We start from the raw sequence: 15,391 nt of genomic DNA on the forward strand, positions 1-15,391 counted from the left end.
GGGCCCGTTGCGGTATCTCCGCAGCGGGTTTTTTGCATCTTATCTCCCGACTCCGGCTGCGACATTTTGTCATGTCTGCAGCAACGCACGGCGCTCCGTAGGCTGTCTTGGGGGAGAGCAATCCTGAAACACCAACTAAGGAAGGCTCGCAGATGCTAAACTGGGCTGATCTGACGCAAGACTGGGACGCGTCATATGCGCGTGCAAAACGTAGGTTTCCGAACCTGCGCGATAGGGATATGGCGCGCGTTGGCGAAGATCGCAAACAGTTCGAAGCTTACCTGGCCGAGCGTCACCACCTGACCGTAAACGAGGCGCGCGAAGAGCTTGAGGATTTCCTGTTCACCGAAGCATTGAACCGCGAAGCGGCCCAAGCCCTAAGCAAGTGACGTCACCCACAGGATCGTCGCATCCTCATCACTGACCGAAATGACGTTATGCCCCATGCTGCCGTCGTAATAAGCGCTGTCGCCGCGGCGCATTTCGACCGGCTCATAGAACTCGGTAAACAACCGCACCACTCCGGTCAGAACATACAGAAATTCCTCACCATCGTGACGCACCCAGCCGTCAAATTCTTCCATCGAGCGTGCACGTACACGGGCGCGATAGGGCAGCATCTGCTTTTTGGTCAGCGTTTCTGCCAGCAACTCATGTTCGTAGGTGGTGGTCGCATGGGCCGCACCCCCGCCCATCTTGGTCACTGCCATTCGACCGATCACCTGATCGCGTTGTGGCGGCGTAAAAAGCTGAGGCACCGAAATCTCCAATCCGGTCGCCAGCTTTTTCAAAGCATCATAGGTCGGAGACATCTGACCATTTTCGATCTTGCTGAGTGTCGACCGAGCCAGACCCGCCTGACTCGCCGCCTGTTCCAGCGTCCAGTTGCGGGCTTTACGCAGTTCGCGCACGCGCGCGCCCAGATCGACCGGCTCCAACTCGGTGTTGACACCATTGTCGCGGGCAATTCTGACGATAGATTTATGATCATTGGTGGCCATGGGTCTTTCTATAGGGCGAGCATGCCCTGCTTGCAACGCGCCTCGCACGGGGATAGCCAGTTCTCATGTTGTCGATCTTTGATCAGGGGCCGCCTACGCCCTGCCCGCGCCCATTCAATCTTGCCGCGCATGTGCTGCGCCATGCGAAAAGTTCAGCTGAGAAGACCGCACTTTCGGTGCTGGGATCGGATGGTGCAACAGACTGGACCTATGGCGATCTGCATTCGGCGATAATGGGCACCGGTTCAGGATTGCTGCAGAGCGGCCTTCGCGCCCAAGACATTGTTCTCATGCGATTGGGCAATACCGTCGATTTTCCGATCGCCTATCTGGGCGCAATCGCCGTGGGGCTGGTCCCCGTGCCCACCTCATCACAACTGACCGAGCAAGAGACCGCAAAGATCGTCGACGATCTGAAACCCGCCGCCATTTTGCGAGATCCCCAGGTCGCCTGCGCGGCGCACCCGGATCAGATCATGCTGCCTGAACTGGCCCGGATGCGATCACTGCCGCCTGCAAGTTTTGCCATGGGTGATCCCGAGCGGCTTGCCTACGTGGTCTACACTTCGGGTACTTCGGGCAAACCCCGTGCGGTTGCGCATGCACACCGCGCCATCTGGGCTCGGCAGATGATGGTCGACGGCTGGTATGGCCTGAAATCCTCGGACCGGCTGTGCCATGCGGGGGCATTCAATTGGACCTACACGCTGGGCACCGGCTTGATGGACCCTTGGGCCATTGGTGCAACGGCTCTGATCCCTGAACCCGGGACAGACATACGCGATCTGCCTGCCCTGTTGAAACAACATCGTGCCACCATCTTTGCAGCCGCACCGGGGGTCTTTCGGAAGATGATGCAAAGTGACACGCAGCCCGGCCTTCCCGATCTGCGCCACGGCCTTTGCGCCGGGGAAAAGCTGTCGCGACACCTGCATGAAAAATGGGTGCAGTTCACCGGCACCGAGCTTTATGAGGCTTACGGCATGTCCGAATGCTCGACCTTCATCTCATCCAGCCCAAGCCACCCGGCACGCGGCACAGCGTTGGGGCAGCCGCAGCCCGGGCGTCGGATTGCCATCCTCGGGCCGGATGGCCCTGTGCCACAAGGTCAGGAAGGTACAATAGCCGTACATCGCGAAGATCCGGGCCTGATGCTGACCTATCTGAATGCCCCCGACGAGGCCGCTGCTCGGATGCAGGGGGATTGGTTCCTGACCGGTGATCAAGGCGCGATGGCGGTTGATGGGCAAATCACCTATCTGGGTCGAGATGACGACATGATGAATGCGGGCGGATATCGCGTTTCCCCGGTCGAAGTCGAGGCGGCCTTATCCACCCATCCCGAGATCACCCAGGTCGGGGCGGCTACGGTTGAGGTAAAACAGGACAGTTCGATCATCGTTGCCTTCTACACTGGCCCCGAAGAACTGGACGCGGCGGACCTGCACGCCTATGTGTCTGACAAGTTGGCGCGCTACAAACAGCCGCGTGCCTTTGTCCATCTGCCCGCCTTACCCACCGGAGGCAACGGCAAACTTCTGCGCCGCGCCCTGCCGGCCTATTTCAAGGCGACGTCCGAATGACACACACTGTAAAGCTCGACATCATGTCCGATCCGATTTGCCCCTGGTGCTATATCGGCAAGACCCATCTGGACAAGGCGCTGGCCGAAGTGCCAGACCACCCCTTTGTGATCGAGTGGCACCCCTTTCAGCTGAACCCCGATATGCCCGACGAGGGCATGGATCGGCGCGAATACCTTGAACGGAAGTTCGGCGGCAAGGACGGAGCAGTTCGCGCATACGCTCCCGTTGTCGAACATGCCGAAAACGCAGGTTTGAATATCGATTTCGAAGGCATGAAACGCACGCCCAACACGCTGGATGCCCACCGCCTGATCCACTGGGCGGGGATTGAGGGCAAGCAGGAATCCGTGGTCGATGCACTCTTTAATGCTTACTTCGTCGAGGCGCGTGATATTGGTGATCATGAGGTGTTGGCTGATGTCGCCGACAGCGTCGGCATGGACGCAGCGGTCGTACTGAAACTGCTGCAGTCAGACGCCGACCGCGAGGATATCCGTAACCGCGACAGCCATTCACGCGAAATGGGCGTAAATTCGGTTCCCACATATATCGTTGCAAACCAGCACGCTGTTCCGGGCGCGCAACCTCCTGAATTGTGGGCAAAAGTGATCGCTGAGATCATGTCTCAGATTGAGGCTTCCCCTGCAGAATAGCACATACCCCTGTGCATTTCTGATCTAGTCCAACCCGAAACGCCGTGATAGCGCATTCGGGAAGGAGTTCCCCATGGCCGACCGCATGTCCCGGGGCGAATTCATTGCGTTGATCGCGATGATGTTCGCCACGATAGCCTTTTCGATCGATTCAATGCTGCCAGCCCTGCCCGAGATCGGCGCAGAGCTCAGCCCCTACGATCTGAACAAAGCACAGTTGATCCTGACCTCTTTTGTGCTGGGCATGGGGATCGGCACATTCTTTACTGGGCCAATTTCCGATGCGGTCGGGCGCAAGCCGGTGATTTATGGTGGTGCCGCTCTCTATATACTGGCCTGCGCTGTTGCGTGGTCCAGCTCATCGCTTGAACTGGTGCTGGCTGCGCGCATCGCGCAGGGCCTCGGGGCGGCCGGGCCGCGCGTTGTGGCTATGGCGATCATTCGCGACTTGTTTTCAGGGCGCGAGATGGCGCGCATCATCTCGATTGCGATGATGATCTTTACTCTGGTCCCCGCCGTGGCACCGCTGCTAGGCGCAGGCGTTATTGCACTGGTCGGCTGGCGCGGCATCTTTGTGTCCTTCATCATATTCGCCACGATCATCGTGATCTGGATGGCCACGCGCCTGCCTGAATCTCTGGCGCCCGAAAACCGACGCCCCTTCCGCCTGCCCCTGATGATTGCGGCAGTGCATGAGATGTTCGCACACCCCACTGTGCGCCTCTCGATCCTGGTGCAGACCCTTTGCATGGGGTTGCTGTTCACCATGCTAACGATGGTTCAGCCGGTTTTTGACGTCATCCATGATCGGGCAGACAGCTTTCCCTTCTGGTTCGCCTTCGTGGCGCTGATCTCGGGTTCGGCCAGCCTTTTGAACGCCGCCGTGGTCGTACGCGTCGGCATGCGCCGTATGGTGACCTGGGCCTTGGGCGCGCAGATTCTGATCACAAGCGCCGTCATCATCCTGAACATGACACCGCTTTCACCGGGCGCATCCTTTGCTGTGTTCGTGGCATGGCAGACCTCGATCTTCTTTATGGCCGGTGTAACCATGGGCAACCTGAACGCCATTGCCATGGAACCTATGGGTCATATCGCGGGAATGGCTGCCTCGGTCATCGGCTCGATCGCCACAATTCTGGCGGCTGCCATCGCGGCCCCTATTGGGCTGTTATTTGACGGGTCGATCACACCGCTGACGACCGGCGTGCTGACGATGTGCATCCTTGGCTTCGGCCTGATGCTACATATGGGCCGGATTGAAAACAGACTGCCCGCCTGATCTGTGCAGAGCCGCTGAAACACGCTAACCTTCCCGCAAATCGTGGGGAGGGGGCGCCATGAGCGACTATTATGATCTGGGCACGTATTCCTGTGCCGTCACCACAGCATCTCCCGAAGCACAGCTTTGGTTCGATCGCGGATTGGTCTGGACGTATGGCTACAACCACGACGAAGCGGTCACGTGCTTTCAGAAAGCTGCCGAAATTGACCCGGATTGCGCCATGGCCCATTGGGGCGTCGCCTATGCAGCAGGCCCAAACTATAACCTGCCGTGGGAATTGCGGGACGATCAGGGCCAGGCCAAATCACTGGCCATCGCCTATGATGCAACACAGAAGGCGCTGTCGCTGCTCAACGGGTGCACAGCGGTTGAGCAAGCGTTGATCCGCGCCCTACCCTCCCGATACCCTCAGCGTGACCCCATCGAAAACATGCACCAGTGGGACTATGACTATGCGGATGCGATGCGCGCCGCATTTGCCGAACAGCCTGATGATCTGGACCTGCGCACGATCCATGTTGAGGCGCTGATGAACCTCACCCCGTGGCAGATGTGGGACCTGAAAACGGGTCAACCGGCCGAGGGTGCCGCGACCCTTGAAGCGCAAGACGCTTTGGAGAGCGCTATGGTCAATGACCCGGCGTCGATGTCTCATCCCGGTCTACTTCACCTATATGTGCACCTGATGGAGATGTCGCCGACGCCAGAAAAGGCGCTGCAGGCCGGAGACATCCTGCGCACACTTGTGCCCGATGCCGGGCATCTGGTGCATATGCCAACCCATATCGATGTGCTGTGCGGCCATTACCACAATGTTGCCTACTGGAACGAAAAGGCTACCGAGGCCGATCTGAAATATTATGAGCGTGAAGGCGCGTTCAACATTTATACCGGCTATCGTCAGCACAACTATCACTTCACCATCTATGGCGCTCTGTTTCTCGGTCAGATGGAACCAGCCCTGCGTGCCAATCAGGGCCTATGGGATACCACCCCCGAAGATATGCTTCGGATCGAAAGCCCGCCGATGGCGGATTACTTTGAAAGCTACATGTCCATGGGCCCGCATATACTGATCCGCTTTGGCCGCTGGGAAGAGGCCAAGGCACTGAATTTGCCAGACGACCCTGACCTCTATCGCACTTTGACAGCAACAACACATTATGCTCGCGCCATCGCCCATGCAGCCACTGATGAGGTGGCGCAGGCCGAGGCCGAAGAGCAGTTGTTCCTTGCCGCAAAAACCTGCGTGCCCGAGACGCGCCGCCTGCACAACAATCGGGTCATCGACCTTCTGGAGATCGCAGCGGAAATGCTGCGCGGAGAAATCGAGTATCGCAAAGGCAACTACGAGATTGCCTATGCACATCTACGCCGCTCGGTCGAGTTGGATGACACGCTGCCCTATGACGAGCCATGGGGTTGGATGCAACCAACACGCCATGCGCTTGGTGCGTTGTTGTTCGAACAAGGGCATGTGAACGAGGCCGAGGCAGTCTATCGTGAAGATCTAGGCTTGGGTGGCATGCTCAGCCGCGCCTCGATCCACCCTGACAATGTCTGGAGTTTGAAGGGTTTGCATGATTGCCTGAAAGCACGCGGCGAGACAGTAGAAATCCGCCAAATCAAGCAACGCCTTGATCTTGCCTTGGCGCGCGCGGACCGCACCGTCGGCGCGTCGTGCTTCTGTGCCCAAGCCGCCATGAGGGCTGCGGAATGAAGCTATTCCTTTTGGTGGCAGGCCTGCTGCTTGCCAGTCCAGCGCTGGCACAGCGCCAGACCTTTCCACCTATCGACGAGGCAGGTCAAAATCCATCACTGGTCGCATTCCGAGCTGACTTGCTGGCGAAAATCGAGGCACGCGATACCAATGCAGTTGTCGCCGCCGCTTGTCCCGACATCTATCTCAGTCACGGCACAGCAGGTGGACCGGAAGAGTTTCGCACCAACTTGACTGTGCCTCCGGAAACGCTTGGTGAAGAGTTTAAGGACGAGGCTGCGGAGCTACGTGATTTTTACTGGTCGCAATTGCAGCAAACGGTTTCCCAACCGGGATATTTTGACGATCAGGGTGAATTCTGGATGCCGCACTATTGGCGGATCATTCTTCCCGCTACAGTAGACCCTTTCACCGCCTTCTATGTTTCGGGCGAAAGCATCACACTGCGTCAGGCACCGTCTCGTGGCGCGCCCATCCTTGCGCTGATCAGTCATGAAATCGTGATCGTCCCTGACTATCAACCTGATGAGGAGTACCAGAAAATCAGACTGACCGATGGGACATCGGGCTACTTACTCAGCGATTTTCTGGCATCAATGGTCGGTTACCGCGCTGCGCTTGTAAGATCCGAAGCGGGTGACTGGCAGCTCTGCACTTTTGTGACAGGGGACTAGGCTTTCGCCTTTTTCTTCACAGCCACGACCTTTTCGGCCAGATCACGGGCGATGGCAAACGCACCTTTGATCTTGTCGCTGTCCTTCTTCCAGTCGCGCCGCACAACGATCTTGTTGTCCTTGACCTTGGCCAGCCCGCGTTGGTTCTGGATGAACTCGACCAACCCCTCGGGTGAGGCGAACTTGTCATTGTGGAACTGTATCGTTGCGCCCTTTGGCCCGCCGTCCAGCTTGGCGATCCCGGCGCGTTTGCACATCGCCTTGATGCGCACGACAAGCATCAGGGTATTCACCTCTTTCGGCAGGCTGCCGAAGCGGTCGATCAACTCGGCAGCGAATCCTTCCAGTTCCACTTTCGTCGACAGTGACGACAGGCGGCGGTAGAGGCCCAGACGCACGTCCAGATCAGGCACATAATCCTCGGGGATCAGAACCGGGACACCCAGATTGATCTGTGGCGCCCATTGGTCATCGGCATCCGATAGCCCCTCCATCTCGCCGGCTTTGATCTTGGCAATCGCCTCTTCCAGCATCGATTGGTAGAGTTCGTAGCCCACATCACGCATCTGGCCGGACTGTTCCTCACCCAGCAGGTTGCCCGCACCACGAATGTCGAGATCTTGCGATGCCAGTGTGAACCCGGCCCCGAGCGTATCCAGCGAGCCCAGAACCCGCAGCCGTTTCTCAGCCGTCGCCGTCAGGCGCTGGCGCGGTTTGGTGGTCAGATAGGCATAGGCGCGGGTTTTTGAGCGCCCCACCCGCCCCCGGATCTGATAGAGCTGCGCTAGGCCAAACATATCCGCCCGATGCACGACCATCGTGTTGGCAGTCGGGATATCCAGCCCGCTTTCTACGATCGTCGTGGCCAGCAGAACGTCGTATTTACCGTCGTAGAACGCGTTCATCCGGTCATCAAGCTCACCCGCAGCCATCTGCCCGTGTGCGACCACGTAGGATAATTCAGGCAACTGCTCTTTCAGGAATTCCTCGATCTCAGGCAGGTCAGAGATGCGCGGCACCACATAGAAGCTCTGCCCGCCACGATAATGCTCGCGCAGCAGCGCCTCACGGATTGTTACCGCGTCGAATTCGCTAACATAGGTGCGGATCGCAAGCCGGTCGATGGGGGGCGTGCCTATGATCGACAGATCACGCACGCCTGTTAGGGACAGTTGCAGAGTTCGTGGGATCGGTGTCGCTGTCAGGGTCAGGACGTGCACGTCCGAGCGCAGCTGTTTCAGCCGTTCCTTGTGGCCCACGCCGAAATGCTGTTCCTCGTCGATGATCAGCAGACCCAGATTATTGAACCGTATCCCTTTGGCCAACAGCGCATGGGTGCCGATCACGATATCCACCGTGCCTCGCGCCAACCCATCGCGGGTTTGCTGCGCCTCTTTGGCCGAGACAAAGCGCGACAGTTGTCGGACTTCAAGTGGGAAACCCCGGAAGCGATCCTTGAAGGACGCCGCGTGTTGCCGCGCGAGCAACGTGGTCGGTGCCACAATGGCAACCTGTACGCCCGACATCGCGGCGACAAAGGCTGCGCGCATGGCGACCTCGGTCTTGCCAAAGCCTACATCGCCACAGATCAGACGATCCATCGGCGCACCGGAATGCATATCCTCCATCACCTCAGAGATGGCACGCAACTGATCGTCGGTCTCCTGATATGGGAAACGCGCGCTGAACTCTTCCCATGCATGTGGCGGTGGGTCCATGACAGGAGCTTTCCGCAGGGCTCGTTCGGCGGCGATGCGGATCAGCTTGTCCGCCATTTCGCGGATGCGCTCTTTCAGCTTGGCCTTCTTTGCCTGCCAAGCGCCACCACCCAAGCGATCAAGCAGCCCTTCGTCATGGCCATATTTCGAAAGCAGTTCGATGTTTTCGACCGGCAAGTAGAGTTTGGACTGTTCAGCATATTCCAGCAGCAGGCATTCATGCGCGGCCCCCGCAGCCGTAACGACCTCCATCCCCTGATACCGCCCGATCCCGTGGTCAACATGCACCACCAGATCACCGGGCGACAGCGACTGCGTTTCAGTCAGGAAGTTCTCGGCCTTGCGGCGTTTTTTGGGTTGGCGGATCAGACGGTCGCCCAGAACGTCCTGTTCCGAGATCACGGTCAGATTGGGCGCTTCAAACCCGTGTTCCAACGCCCAAACCGCAAGATGCAGGCCGCGCTTTCCAACCCGGGTTCCGTCGGTCACCGGGATTGCCTCGGCCAGGCCTTCATCTTCGATTAAGCCGGTCAGTCGTTCACGAGCGCCTTCGGAGTAAGAGGCAATGAGGACCGGCCCCTTGTCCATCTTTTCGGTGATATGCGCCGCCAGAGCGCCAAACAGGCTGATGCTTTCCTGCTGACGTTCGGGTGCAAAGTTGCGCCCGATCCGTCCGCCTGCATCGATCACGCCCGGACCACTCGCCTGCGGCAGCGGGCTGAACTGCAAAACGCGACGATCGCCCACTGCATCTTCCCATGCAGCATCGTCCATATAGAGCAGACCGGGAGGCGTCGGTTTATAAACCGTATCCATGCGCGAGCGGTTTTCCAAAGCGAGCTTTCGCGTCTCATACTGATCCGCAATCGTATCCCAGCGCGCCAGCCGAGCAGGCGTGACCTGATCGTCAAGCGAGATTGAGGCCCCTGGAAGATAATCGAACAGCGTTTCCAGTTTTTCATGGAAAAACGGCAGCCAATGCTCAATCCCCTGGTGCTTGCGACCTGCGCTGACAGCTTCGTATAAGGGATCATCCGTACCCGCCGCGCCGAATTCGATGCGATAGTTCTGACGGAATCGGGTGATGGCGGCTTCGTCCAGTATGACCTCGGACACCGGGGCAAGCTCGACCACATCAAGTTTTTCAGTCGTTCGCTGCGAGACAGGATCAAACCGGCGTGCACCATCCAGAACATCCCCGAACAAGTCCAGCCGCACGGGACCGCTCTCACCGGGTGGGAAGATGTCGATGATACCGCCTCGGATAGCGTAGTCTCCGGGCTCCATCACCGTGGGGCTTTGGGTAAAGCCCATGCGCACCAGAAAGTTGCGTAGGGCATCTTCGTCGATGCGCTGATCTACGCGAGCGGTGAATGCGGCCTCTCGCAACACTGCACGCGCGGGTACCCGTTGGGTCGCGGCATTGAGCGTGGTAAGCAGCACGAACCGCTGCGGCATCTGATGCACCAAAGCAGCCAATGTTGCCACGCGGGCAGCAGAAATGTCGGCGTTGGGCGACACCCGATCATAGGGCAAGCAGTCCCATCCGGGGAATACAAATACGGGCATGTCCGGGGCAAAGAATGCCAACGCTGCCCGCATCGCCTCCATCCGTTTGTCATCGCGGGCGATATGACAGACTGGACCGCCCGAGCGCGCGATCTCTTTCAGCACAAGCTGTGCATCAAACCCCTCGGGGCCGCCGCCGACTGTTACGTGGTTCGGAGCCGTCATTACCTTGCCTTTCAGGGACTACTAACCCAGGACACCAATCGAAATGTTCTGATACATTCCCCAGAACGCAGTGATCAAGATCGAGAACATACCGATAATCTGAGTAAAGGTCCGACTGCGCGTCAGCGTTTTGGAAACATTTTCTACGGTCGCTTCTTGAGTCTGCAATCGACGCGCTGCCGCAATACTGATCATCATGACAAAACACATCGGGAGCAGAAGAAGGAATACGGCCTGTGCAAATTCCACGTCGTAGAAGAACCCCAACGTCGCAAGGCCAGTCAAAACAAAACAGCAAATTGCCATCAATACCAGACCCGAGGTTTCGACGATGTACAACACTCTGTTCGAGTTGATCCGCGCGACATCCAGAAGGTCTTGTTCTGATTGACCACCCACACGACGGGCGCGCATCACCAGATCATAGGGCACCCCCATCGTCCAGTGGCTGGCAGATGACCAAAGAACGGCCAGACCGATCCAGTACCACAGATTCGAAAAGCTCCGCATGTCGATGAGTTCGAAAATCGAAGAGTATATGTCCAAGCGTCTGCCCTTTGTTCAACGTCCGCAGGGACCGTCATCGCAGCGATGCGTCCATTGTTACCCTTGAGACCACCGGGAATTCATGCCACCCAATGCGCAATTGTTCAAGGAGAGTGCGCCATGAAACCGACCATCGCCCCATATCCCCGGACCCGTTTCCGCCGGGCCCGCCAATCCGAGGCGATCCGGGGTCTGGTGCGCGAGAACACCTTGACCGTGAATGACTTTATCTGGCCTGTTTTTGTTCGCGACGGTGAAAATATCGAAGAACCCGTGCCGTCGATGCCCGGGGTCGTGCGACGCTCGGTCGACCTGATCACCAAAGCCGCGGTGGAAGCGCAAGCCCTTGGTATTCCTGCAATATGTATTTTCCCGTACACCGATCCGAGCCTGAAAACCGAAGATTGTGCCGAGGCCTGGAACCCCGACAACCTGTCCAACCGCGCCATTCGTGCAATTAAGACTGCTGCGCCCGAAATCGCGGTGATGACGGATGTGGCCCTGGACCCCTACAACATCAACGGCCATGACGGCTATGTGGTCGATGGCGAGATTGTGAATGACCAGACTGTTGAGGCGCTGGTGAAAATGACGCTGGCGCAGGCCGAAGCCGGAGCTGACATCATCGGCCCGTCCGACATGATGGATGGCCGTATCGGCGCCATGCGCAGCGCACTTGAGTCGGCGGGTCACCACAATGTCATGATCCTGAGTTATGCCGCCAAATATGCCAGCGCTTTCTACGGCCCTTTCCGCGACGCCGTTGGGGCATCAGGCGCGCTGACCGGTGACAAGAAGACCTATCAGATGGATCCTGCCAACTCGGACGAGGCCCTGCGTCTGATCGAGCGCGATCTGACCGAGGGTGCAGATATGGTCATGATCAAACCGGGGATGCCATACTTGGACATCTGCCGACGGGTCAAAGACAGCTTCGGTGCGCCGACCTATGCCTATCAGGTGTCTGGCGAATATGCGATGATCCAAGCCGCTGCACAAAACGGTTGGATCGACGGCGAAAGGGTGATGCTGGAAAGCCTACTGGCCTTCAAGCGCGCAGGGTGTGACGGCATCCTGACCTATTTTGCACCCGAAGCCGCGCGCATCCTGCAGGGCTAACACCTCAGATTGTCGCAATTTTTCGCCGATTTGCTGCGTGCGCAGCACAGCTTTCCCGTGACAGGCCGGTGCAATCGGCGTATTCTTGCAGACAAGATCGGGAACACCCGACATTTCAGGCACATACACAGAGACAGAGAAACATGAGCAGTTCAAACTCCCCCCGACTTAGCCGTCGCGGTTTTGCTTTTGGCATGGCCGGACTGACGCTGACCGCCGCCTGCGGCAACGGCGTTGGCAACTCCAACGCAGTCACACTCGACGCGCGCGTCGACGCGACGCTGAACGAGATGTACAGCAAGTATCCCAACACCGTTGAGATTGCCAACAAGGCCAACGGAATGTTGGTCATGCCACTGATTACAGATGCCGGATTTATCTTTGGTGGCGCCTATGGTCAGGGTGCACTGCGTATTCAGGGCGCGACGGTCGACTATTATTCCGCCATCTCCGGTACTGCGGGCCTGCAGATCGGCGCACAGCAATATGCGCATGTTCTGTTCTTTATGACCGAAGAGGCCTTGAACGATTTCCGCCGCTCCAGCGGTTGGACGGCCGGTGCAGATATCGGATACGTCGTCGACGCGACCGGAGAATCCTTGTCGACCGACACCACTCAGTTGCGCAAACCCGTGCTGGCCGCAGTCTTTGGACAAGCGGGTCTGAAGTTCGGCGCGACGGTCGAAGGCACCAAATATACGCGCATCATCCCCTAAGACCCAAGATACCACCCTCCCCCCTCTGACGAGCCCCGCTACATCTTGTGGCGGGGCTCCGAGTTTTCGCGGATTTCCACAAATTCCAGTGGCATTCCTCTTTCGGTCGGGCGGAGGTTCCAGTAACCTTGGCGCAAATGACCGCATAGAATTCTCGGGGGACAGATGGGTCTGGTTTTTCGCTGGCTGGTGAGACTTACGACAGGCCTGATCCTGCTGGCAATCGCTGCTGTGGGGTTGGTCTACTTTCTGGCCAGCCAATCCCTGCCTGAATACAATCAAACGCTTGAAGTTGAAGGAATAACTGCCCCTGTCGAGATCGTTCGCGACACTGCAAATGTGCCGCATATACTGGGCCAGTCCGACCCGGACGTGTTCTTTGGTCTGGGCTATGCCCATGCACAAGACAGGCTGTGGCAGATGACCATTCTGCGTCGGACCGCACAGGGCCGCTTGTCCGAAGTGTTCGGCCAGCGCACGGTAGCCATCGACAAATTACTGCGTCGTTTCGATCTTTACGGACTCGCCCATCGCTCAGTCGAGTTTCAGGACGACTATACCAAGGCCGCGCTTCGCGCTTATTCCGCAGGGATCAACGCCCGGCTTACCGAGATCAACGAACAGGCGCTTGGACGTGGCGCCCCCGAGATGTTCCTGTTCAACGCCCCCGTTCCCCCATGGCAGCCGGGCGACAGCGTAGCGATTATCAAGCTGATGAGCCTGCAGCTTTCCGGCCATCTTGCTGATGAAGTGTTGCGCGCACGCACATCGCTGATGCTGGATAATCCCGCACGGCTGGCCGACATTCTGCCCGACGTCCCCGGTCCCGGTATTGCCGCGCTGCCCGAGTATGCTGATCTGTTTCCAGACCTTCCGCGCTATGCCCAAGGCACCCCGATGCCCGACACGCCGCTGTCGCCTTTCCCGCAGCGCGGGCTGGCAGGTGCGTCAAACGCGTGGACCGCCGCGCCGTCCCGCTCGGCCAGCGGTGGCACGTTGCTGGCAAACGATCCGCATCTGGGCCTCACCGCCCCGGGTATCTGGTATCTGGCGCGGCTGGAACTGGCCAAAGGCGGCGTTATCGGTGCAACGATTCCAGGCGTACCGGCAATCTCAGCCGGACGGAGTGAGCGCCTGGGCTGGGGCCTTACCTCCTCCTATCTGGACGATCAGGACGTTCACATCGAACAACTGAACCCCGACAATCCCGAAGAATACCTTACCCCAGACGGCTACAAACGCTTTCAGACCCGCCCTTCGATTATCGAGATCAAAGACGCCGCCCCAATTACCCTGACCCTGCGCTGGACCGAGAATGGCCCGGTTCTGCCGGGCACGCATTATGATCTGGAAACCATCACACCACCGGGCCATGTCGCGTCTCTGTCGTGGAGCGCGCTAAGCCCCCGCGATACATCCATGAGCGCCTCTTTGGCGCTGATGAATGCCGATTCAGTTCGAGACGCCATCGACGCGGCCGAGGACTATATTGCCCCTTCGCAAAACTTGTCGCTTGTCGATAAAGACACGATCGGCATGAAACTGGTCGGCGCAATGCCCCGGCGCGATCTGAACAATCAAAGCCGAGGCCGCATTCCCACCCCCGGCTGGCTGGAACGGAACCGTTGGCAGGGCCGCCTGCCCTATTCAGACAATCCTGAATTCGTGGCCCCGGTCGGCGGAGTTCTGGGTAACACCAACAACAAGATTATCGACCGGCCCTTCCCGCGCCATGTGTCGTACGAGTGGGGCGACACCCAGCGGGTCAATCGCTGGGAACGCCTGATGCAATCGCGCGAGGTACATACGCGTGACAGTTTTATCGAAGCGCAGTTGGACACGGTTAGCTTTACAGCGCGATCACTGCTTCCTCTGATCGGCGCCGACCTCTGGTTTACCGGTGAGTCGGCACCCGATGGCACGCCCGAACGGCAGCGTCAGATCGCGCTGGATCTGCTGGCCAACTGGAACGGTGAGATGAACGAGCATCTGCCGGAACCCCTGATCTACGCCGCATGGTTGCGCGCGCTGCAAATCCGCCTGATCTCGGACGAACTTGGCCCGCTGGCTGCCGAATACAAGCATGTCGAGCCGCTGTTTATCGAACGGGTGTATCGCGATATCGACGGTGCCTCGGTCTGGTGCGACGTTCTTCAGAGCGCGCCCGTTGAAAACTGCACCGACATGGCACGACTGGCCCTGGATGACGCGATCATTTGGATTTCCGAGCGCTATGGCCCCGCACTCGAATCTTTACGCTGGGGCGATGCGCATCAGGCCACCCAGGACCACCCTGCGCTGGGCCAGGTTCCGGTGCTGCGGTTTTTCGTCAACATCCGCCAATCCACCAGCGGCGGCGATAACACCCTGCTGCGCGGGCGCACGTCAGGCGAAGGACCAGACCCGTTCCAGAATGTGCATGGCGCAGGTTATCGTGGCGTCTACGATTTTGCGGACCCCGATAGTTCGGTTTTCATCACCGCGACTGGCCAGTCAGGCCATTTCCTATCCCGCTATTATGACGATCAGGCCCAACTATGGCGGCGCGGAGAATACATCCCCATGTCGCTGGATATCGGGCTTGCCCGTGCAGCGGCGGTTGGTGTCACCGTCCTGAACCCGCGCTGATCTGATCGGCA

The 15,391-nt window shown here is 58.6% G+C and carries 12 protein-coding genes; 9 read left to right on the forward strand and 3 right to left on the reverse strand.

Features of this window, described 5'->3' with window-relative positions; genetic code table 11:
• Window positions 1-152: 152 nt before the first annotated feature.
• Complete coding sequence (locus ACR0I1_RS03305; protein WP_170396893.1) at window positions 153-389, forward strand: hypothetical protein; 237 nt, start codon at window positions 153-155, stop codon at window positions 387-389.
• On the opposite strand, the gene ACR0I1_RS03310 is transcribed toward ACR0I1_RS03305, so the two are convergent.
• Window positions 378-1,001, reverse strand: a complete 624-nt coding sequence (locus tag ACR0I1_RS03310) for an XRE family transcriptional regulator (RefSeq protein WP_170396891.1) — start codon at window positions 999-1,001, stop codon at window positions 378-380. The two genes, ACR0I1_RS03305 and ACR0I1_RS03310, sit on opposite strands and share 12 nt — an antisense overlap.
• 65 nt (window positions 1,002-1,066) lie before the next feature.
• Here ACR0I1_RS03310 and ACR0I1_RS03315 point away from each other — a divergent pair, with 65 nt between their 5' ends.
• The 5 genes from ACR0I1_RS03315 (at window position 1,067) to ACR0I1_RS03335 (ending at window position 6,919) form a co-directional block, all read left to right on the forward strand.
• The gene (locus ACR0I1_RS03315) at window positions 1,067-2,584 is read left to right on the forward strand and encodes a class I adenylate-forming enzyme family protein (protein ID WP_170406068.1); all 1,518 of its coding nucleotides are present in this window, start codon (window positions 1,067-1,069) and stop codon (window positions 2,582-2,584) included.
• A complete protein-coding gene (locus tag ACR0I1_RS03320) occupies window positions 2,581-3,240 on the forward strand; it encodes a DsbA family oxidoreductase (RefSeq protein ID WP_170406071.1) in 660 nt (219 codons plus the stop codon). The genes ACR0I1_RS03315 and ACR0I1_RS03320 overlap by 4 nt, the downstream gene beginning before the upstream one ends.
• Before the next feature lie 73 nt (window positions 3,241-3,313).
• On the forward strand, window positions 3,314-4,522 hold the full coding sequence (locus tag ACR0I1_RS03325; protein ID WP_170406074.1) for a multidrug effflux MFS transporter: 1,209 nt from the start codon (window positions 3,314-3,316) through the stop codon (window positions 4,520-4,522).
• 58 nt (window positions 4,523-4,580) lie between these two features.
• A complete protein-coding gene (locus ACR0I1_RS03330) occupies window positions 4,581-6,245 on the forward strand; it encodes a hypothetical protein (protein WP_480704960.1) in 1,665 nt (554 codons plus the stop codon).
• The gene (locus ACR0I1_RS03335; RefSeq protein WP_480704962.1) at window positions 6,242-6,919 is read left to right on the forward strand and encodes an SH3 domain-containing protein; all 678 of its coding nucleotides are present in this window, start codon (window positions 6,242-6,244) and stop codon (window positions 6,917-6,919) included. The genes ACR0I1_RS03330 and ACR0I1_RS03335 overlap by 4 nt, the downstream gene beginning before the upstream one ends.
• Here the strand turns inward: ACR0I1_RS03335 and mfd are convergent.
• Window positions 6,916-10,371 carry a transcription-repair coupling factor gene (gene mfd / locus ACR0I1_RS03340; protein ID WP_480704963.1) on the reverse strand — a complete coding sequence of 1,152 codons (3,456 nt, stop codon included), beginning with the start codon at window positions 10,369-10,371 and terminating at the stop codon, window positions 6,916-6,918. The genes ACR0I1_RS03335 and mfd overlap by 4 nt on opposite strands.
• Before the next feature lie 21 nt (window positions 10,372-10,392).
• Entirely contained in the window at window positions 10,393-10,917 is a 525-nt protein-coding gene (locus ACR0I1_RS03345) for a component of SufBCD complex (protein ID WP_170396878.1), read from the reverse strand.
• Between the two features lie 120 nt (window positions 10,918-11,037).
• Between ACR0I1_RS03345 and hemB the strand changes: the two genes are divergently transcribed.
• From hemB to ACR0I1_RS03360, 3 genes are all read left to right on the forward strand, one after another.
• Entirely contained in the window at window positions 11,038-12,036 is a 999-nt protein-coding gene (gene hemB / locus ACR0I1_RS03350) for a porphobilinogen synthase (RefSeq protein ID WP_480704964.1), read from the forward strand.
• Between the two features lie 143 nt (window positions 12,037-12,179).
• Window positions 12,180-12,752, forward strand: coding sequence for a lipid-binding SYLF domain-containing protein (locus tag ACR0I1_RS03355; RefSeq protein ID WP_170396874.1), 573 nt, complete (start codon window positions 12,180-12,182; stop codon window positions 12,750-12,752).
• Between the two features lie 165 nt (window positions 12,753-12,917).
• Window positions 12,918-15,380 (forward strand): penicillin acylase family protein, encoded by a 2,463-nt coding sequence (locus ACR0I1_RS03360; protein ID WP_480704965.1) that lies wholly within the window; start codon window positions 12,918-12,920, stop codon window positions 15,378-15,380.
• Window positions 15,381-15,391 lie beyond the last annotated feature (11 nt).

The organism is Ruegeria sp. B11 (assembly GCF_056539785.1).

Excerpts from the sequence above, each read along its gene's own strand:
- ACR0I1_RS03305 (WP_170396893.1), top strand. The coding sequence starts at position 153 with ATGCTAAACTGGGCTGATCTGACGCAAGACTGGGACGCGTCATATGCG.
- ACR0I1_RS03310 (WP_170396891.1), bottom strand. The coding sequence starts at position 1,001 with ATGGCCACCAATGATCATAAATCTATCGTCAGAATTGCCCGCGACAAT.
- ACR0I1_RS03315 (WP_170406068.1), top strand. The coding sequence starts at position 1,067 with ATGTTGTCGATCTTTGATCAGGGGCCGCCTACGCCCTGCCCGCGCCCA.
- ACR0I1_RS03320 (WP_170406071.1), top strand. The coding sequence starts at position 2,581 with ATGACACACACTGTAAAGCTCGACATCATGTCCGATCCGATTTGCCCC.
- ACR0I1_RS03325 (WP_170406074.1), top strand. The coding sequence starts at position 3,314 with ATGGCCGACCGCATGTCCCGGGGCGAATTCATTGCGTTGATCGCGATG.
- ACR0I1_RS03330 (WP_480704960.1), top strand. The coding sequence starts at position 4,581 with ATGAGCGACTATTATGATCTGGGCACGTATTCCTGTGCCGTCACCACA.
- ACR0I1_RS03335 (WP_480704962.1), top strand. The coding sequence starts at position 6,242 with ATGAAGCTATTCCTTTTGGTGGCAGGCCTGCTGCTTGCCAGTCCAGCG.
- mfd (WP_480704963.1), bottom strand. The coding sequence starts at position 10,371 with ATGACGGCTCCGAACCACGTAACAGTCGGCGGCGGCCCCGAGGGGTTT.
- hemB (WP_480704964.1), top strand. The coding sequence starts at position 11,038 with ATGAAACCGACCATCGCCCCATATCCCCGGACCCGTTTCCGCCGGGCC.
- ACR0I1_RS03355 (WP_170396874.1), top strand. The coding sequence starts at position 12,180 with ATGAGCAGTTCAAACTCCCCCCGACTTAGCCGTCGCGGTTTTGCTTTT.
- ACR0I1_RS03360 (WP_480704965.1), top strand. The coding sequence starts at position 12,918 with ATGGGTCTGGTTTTTCGCTGGCTGGTGAGACTTACGACAGGCCTGATC.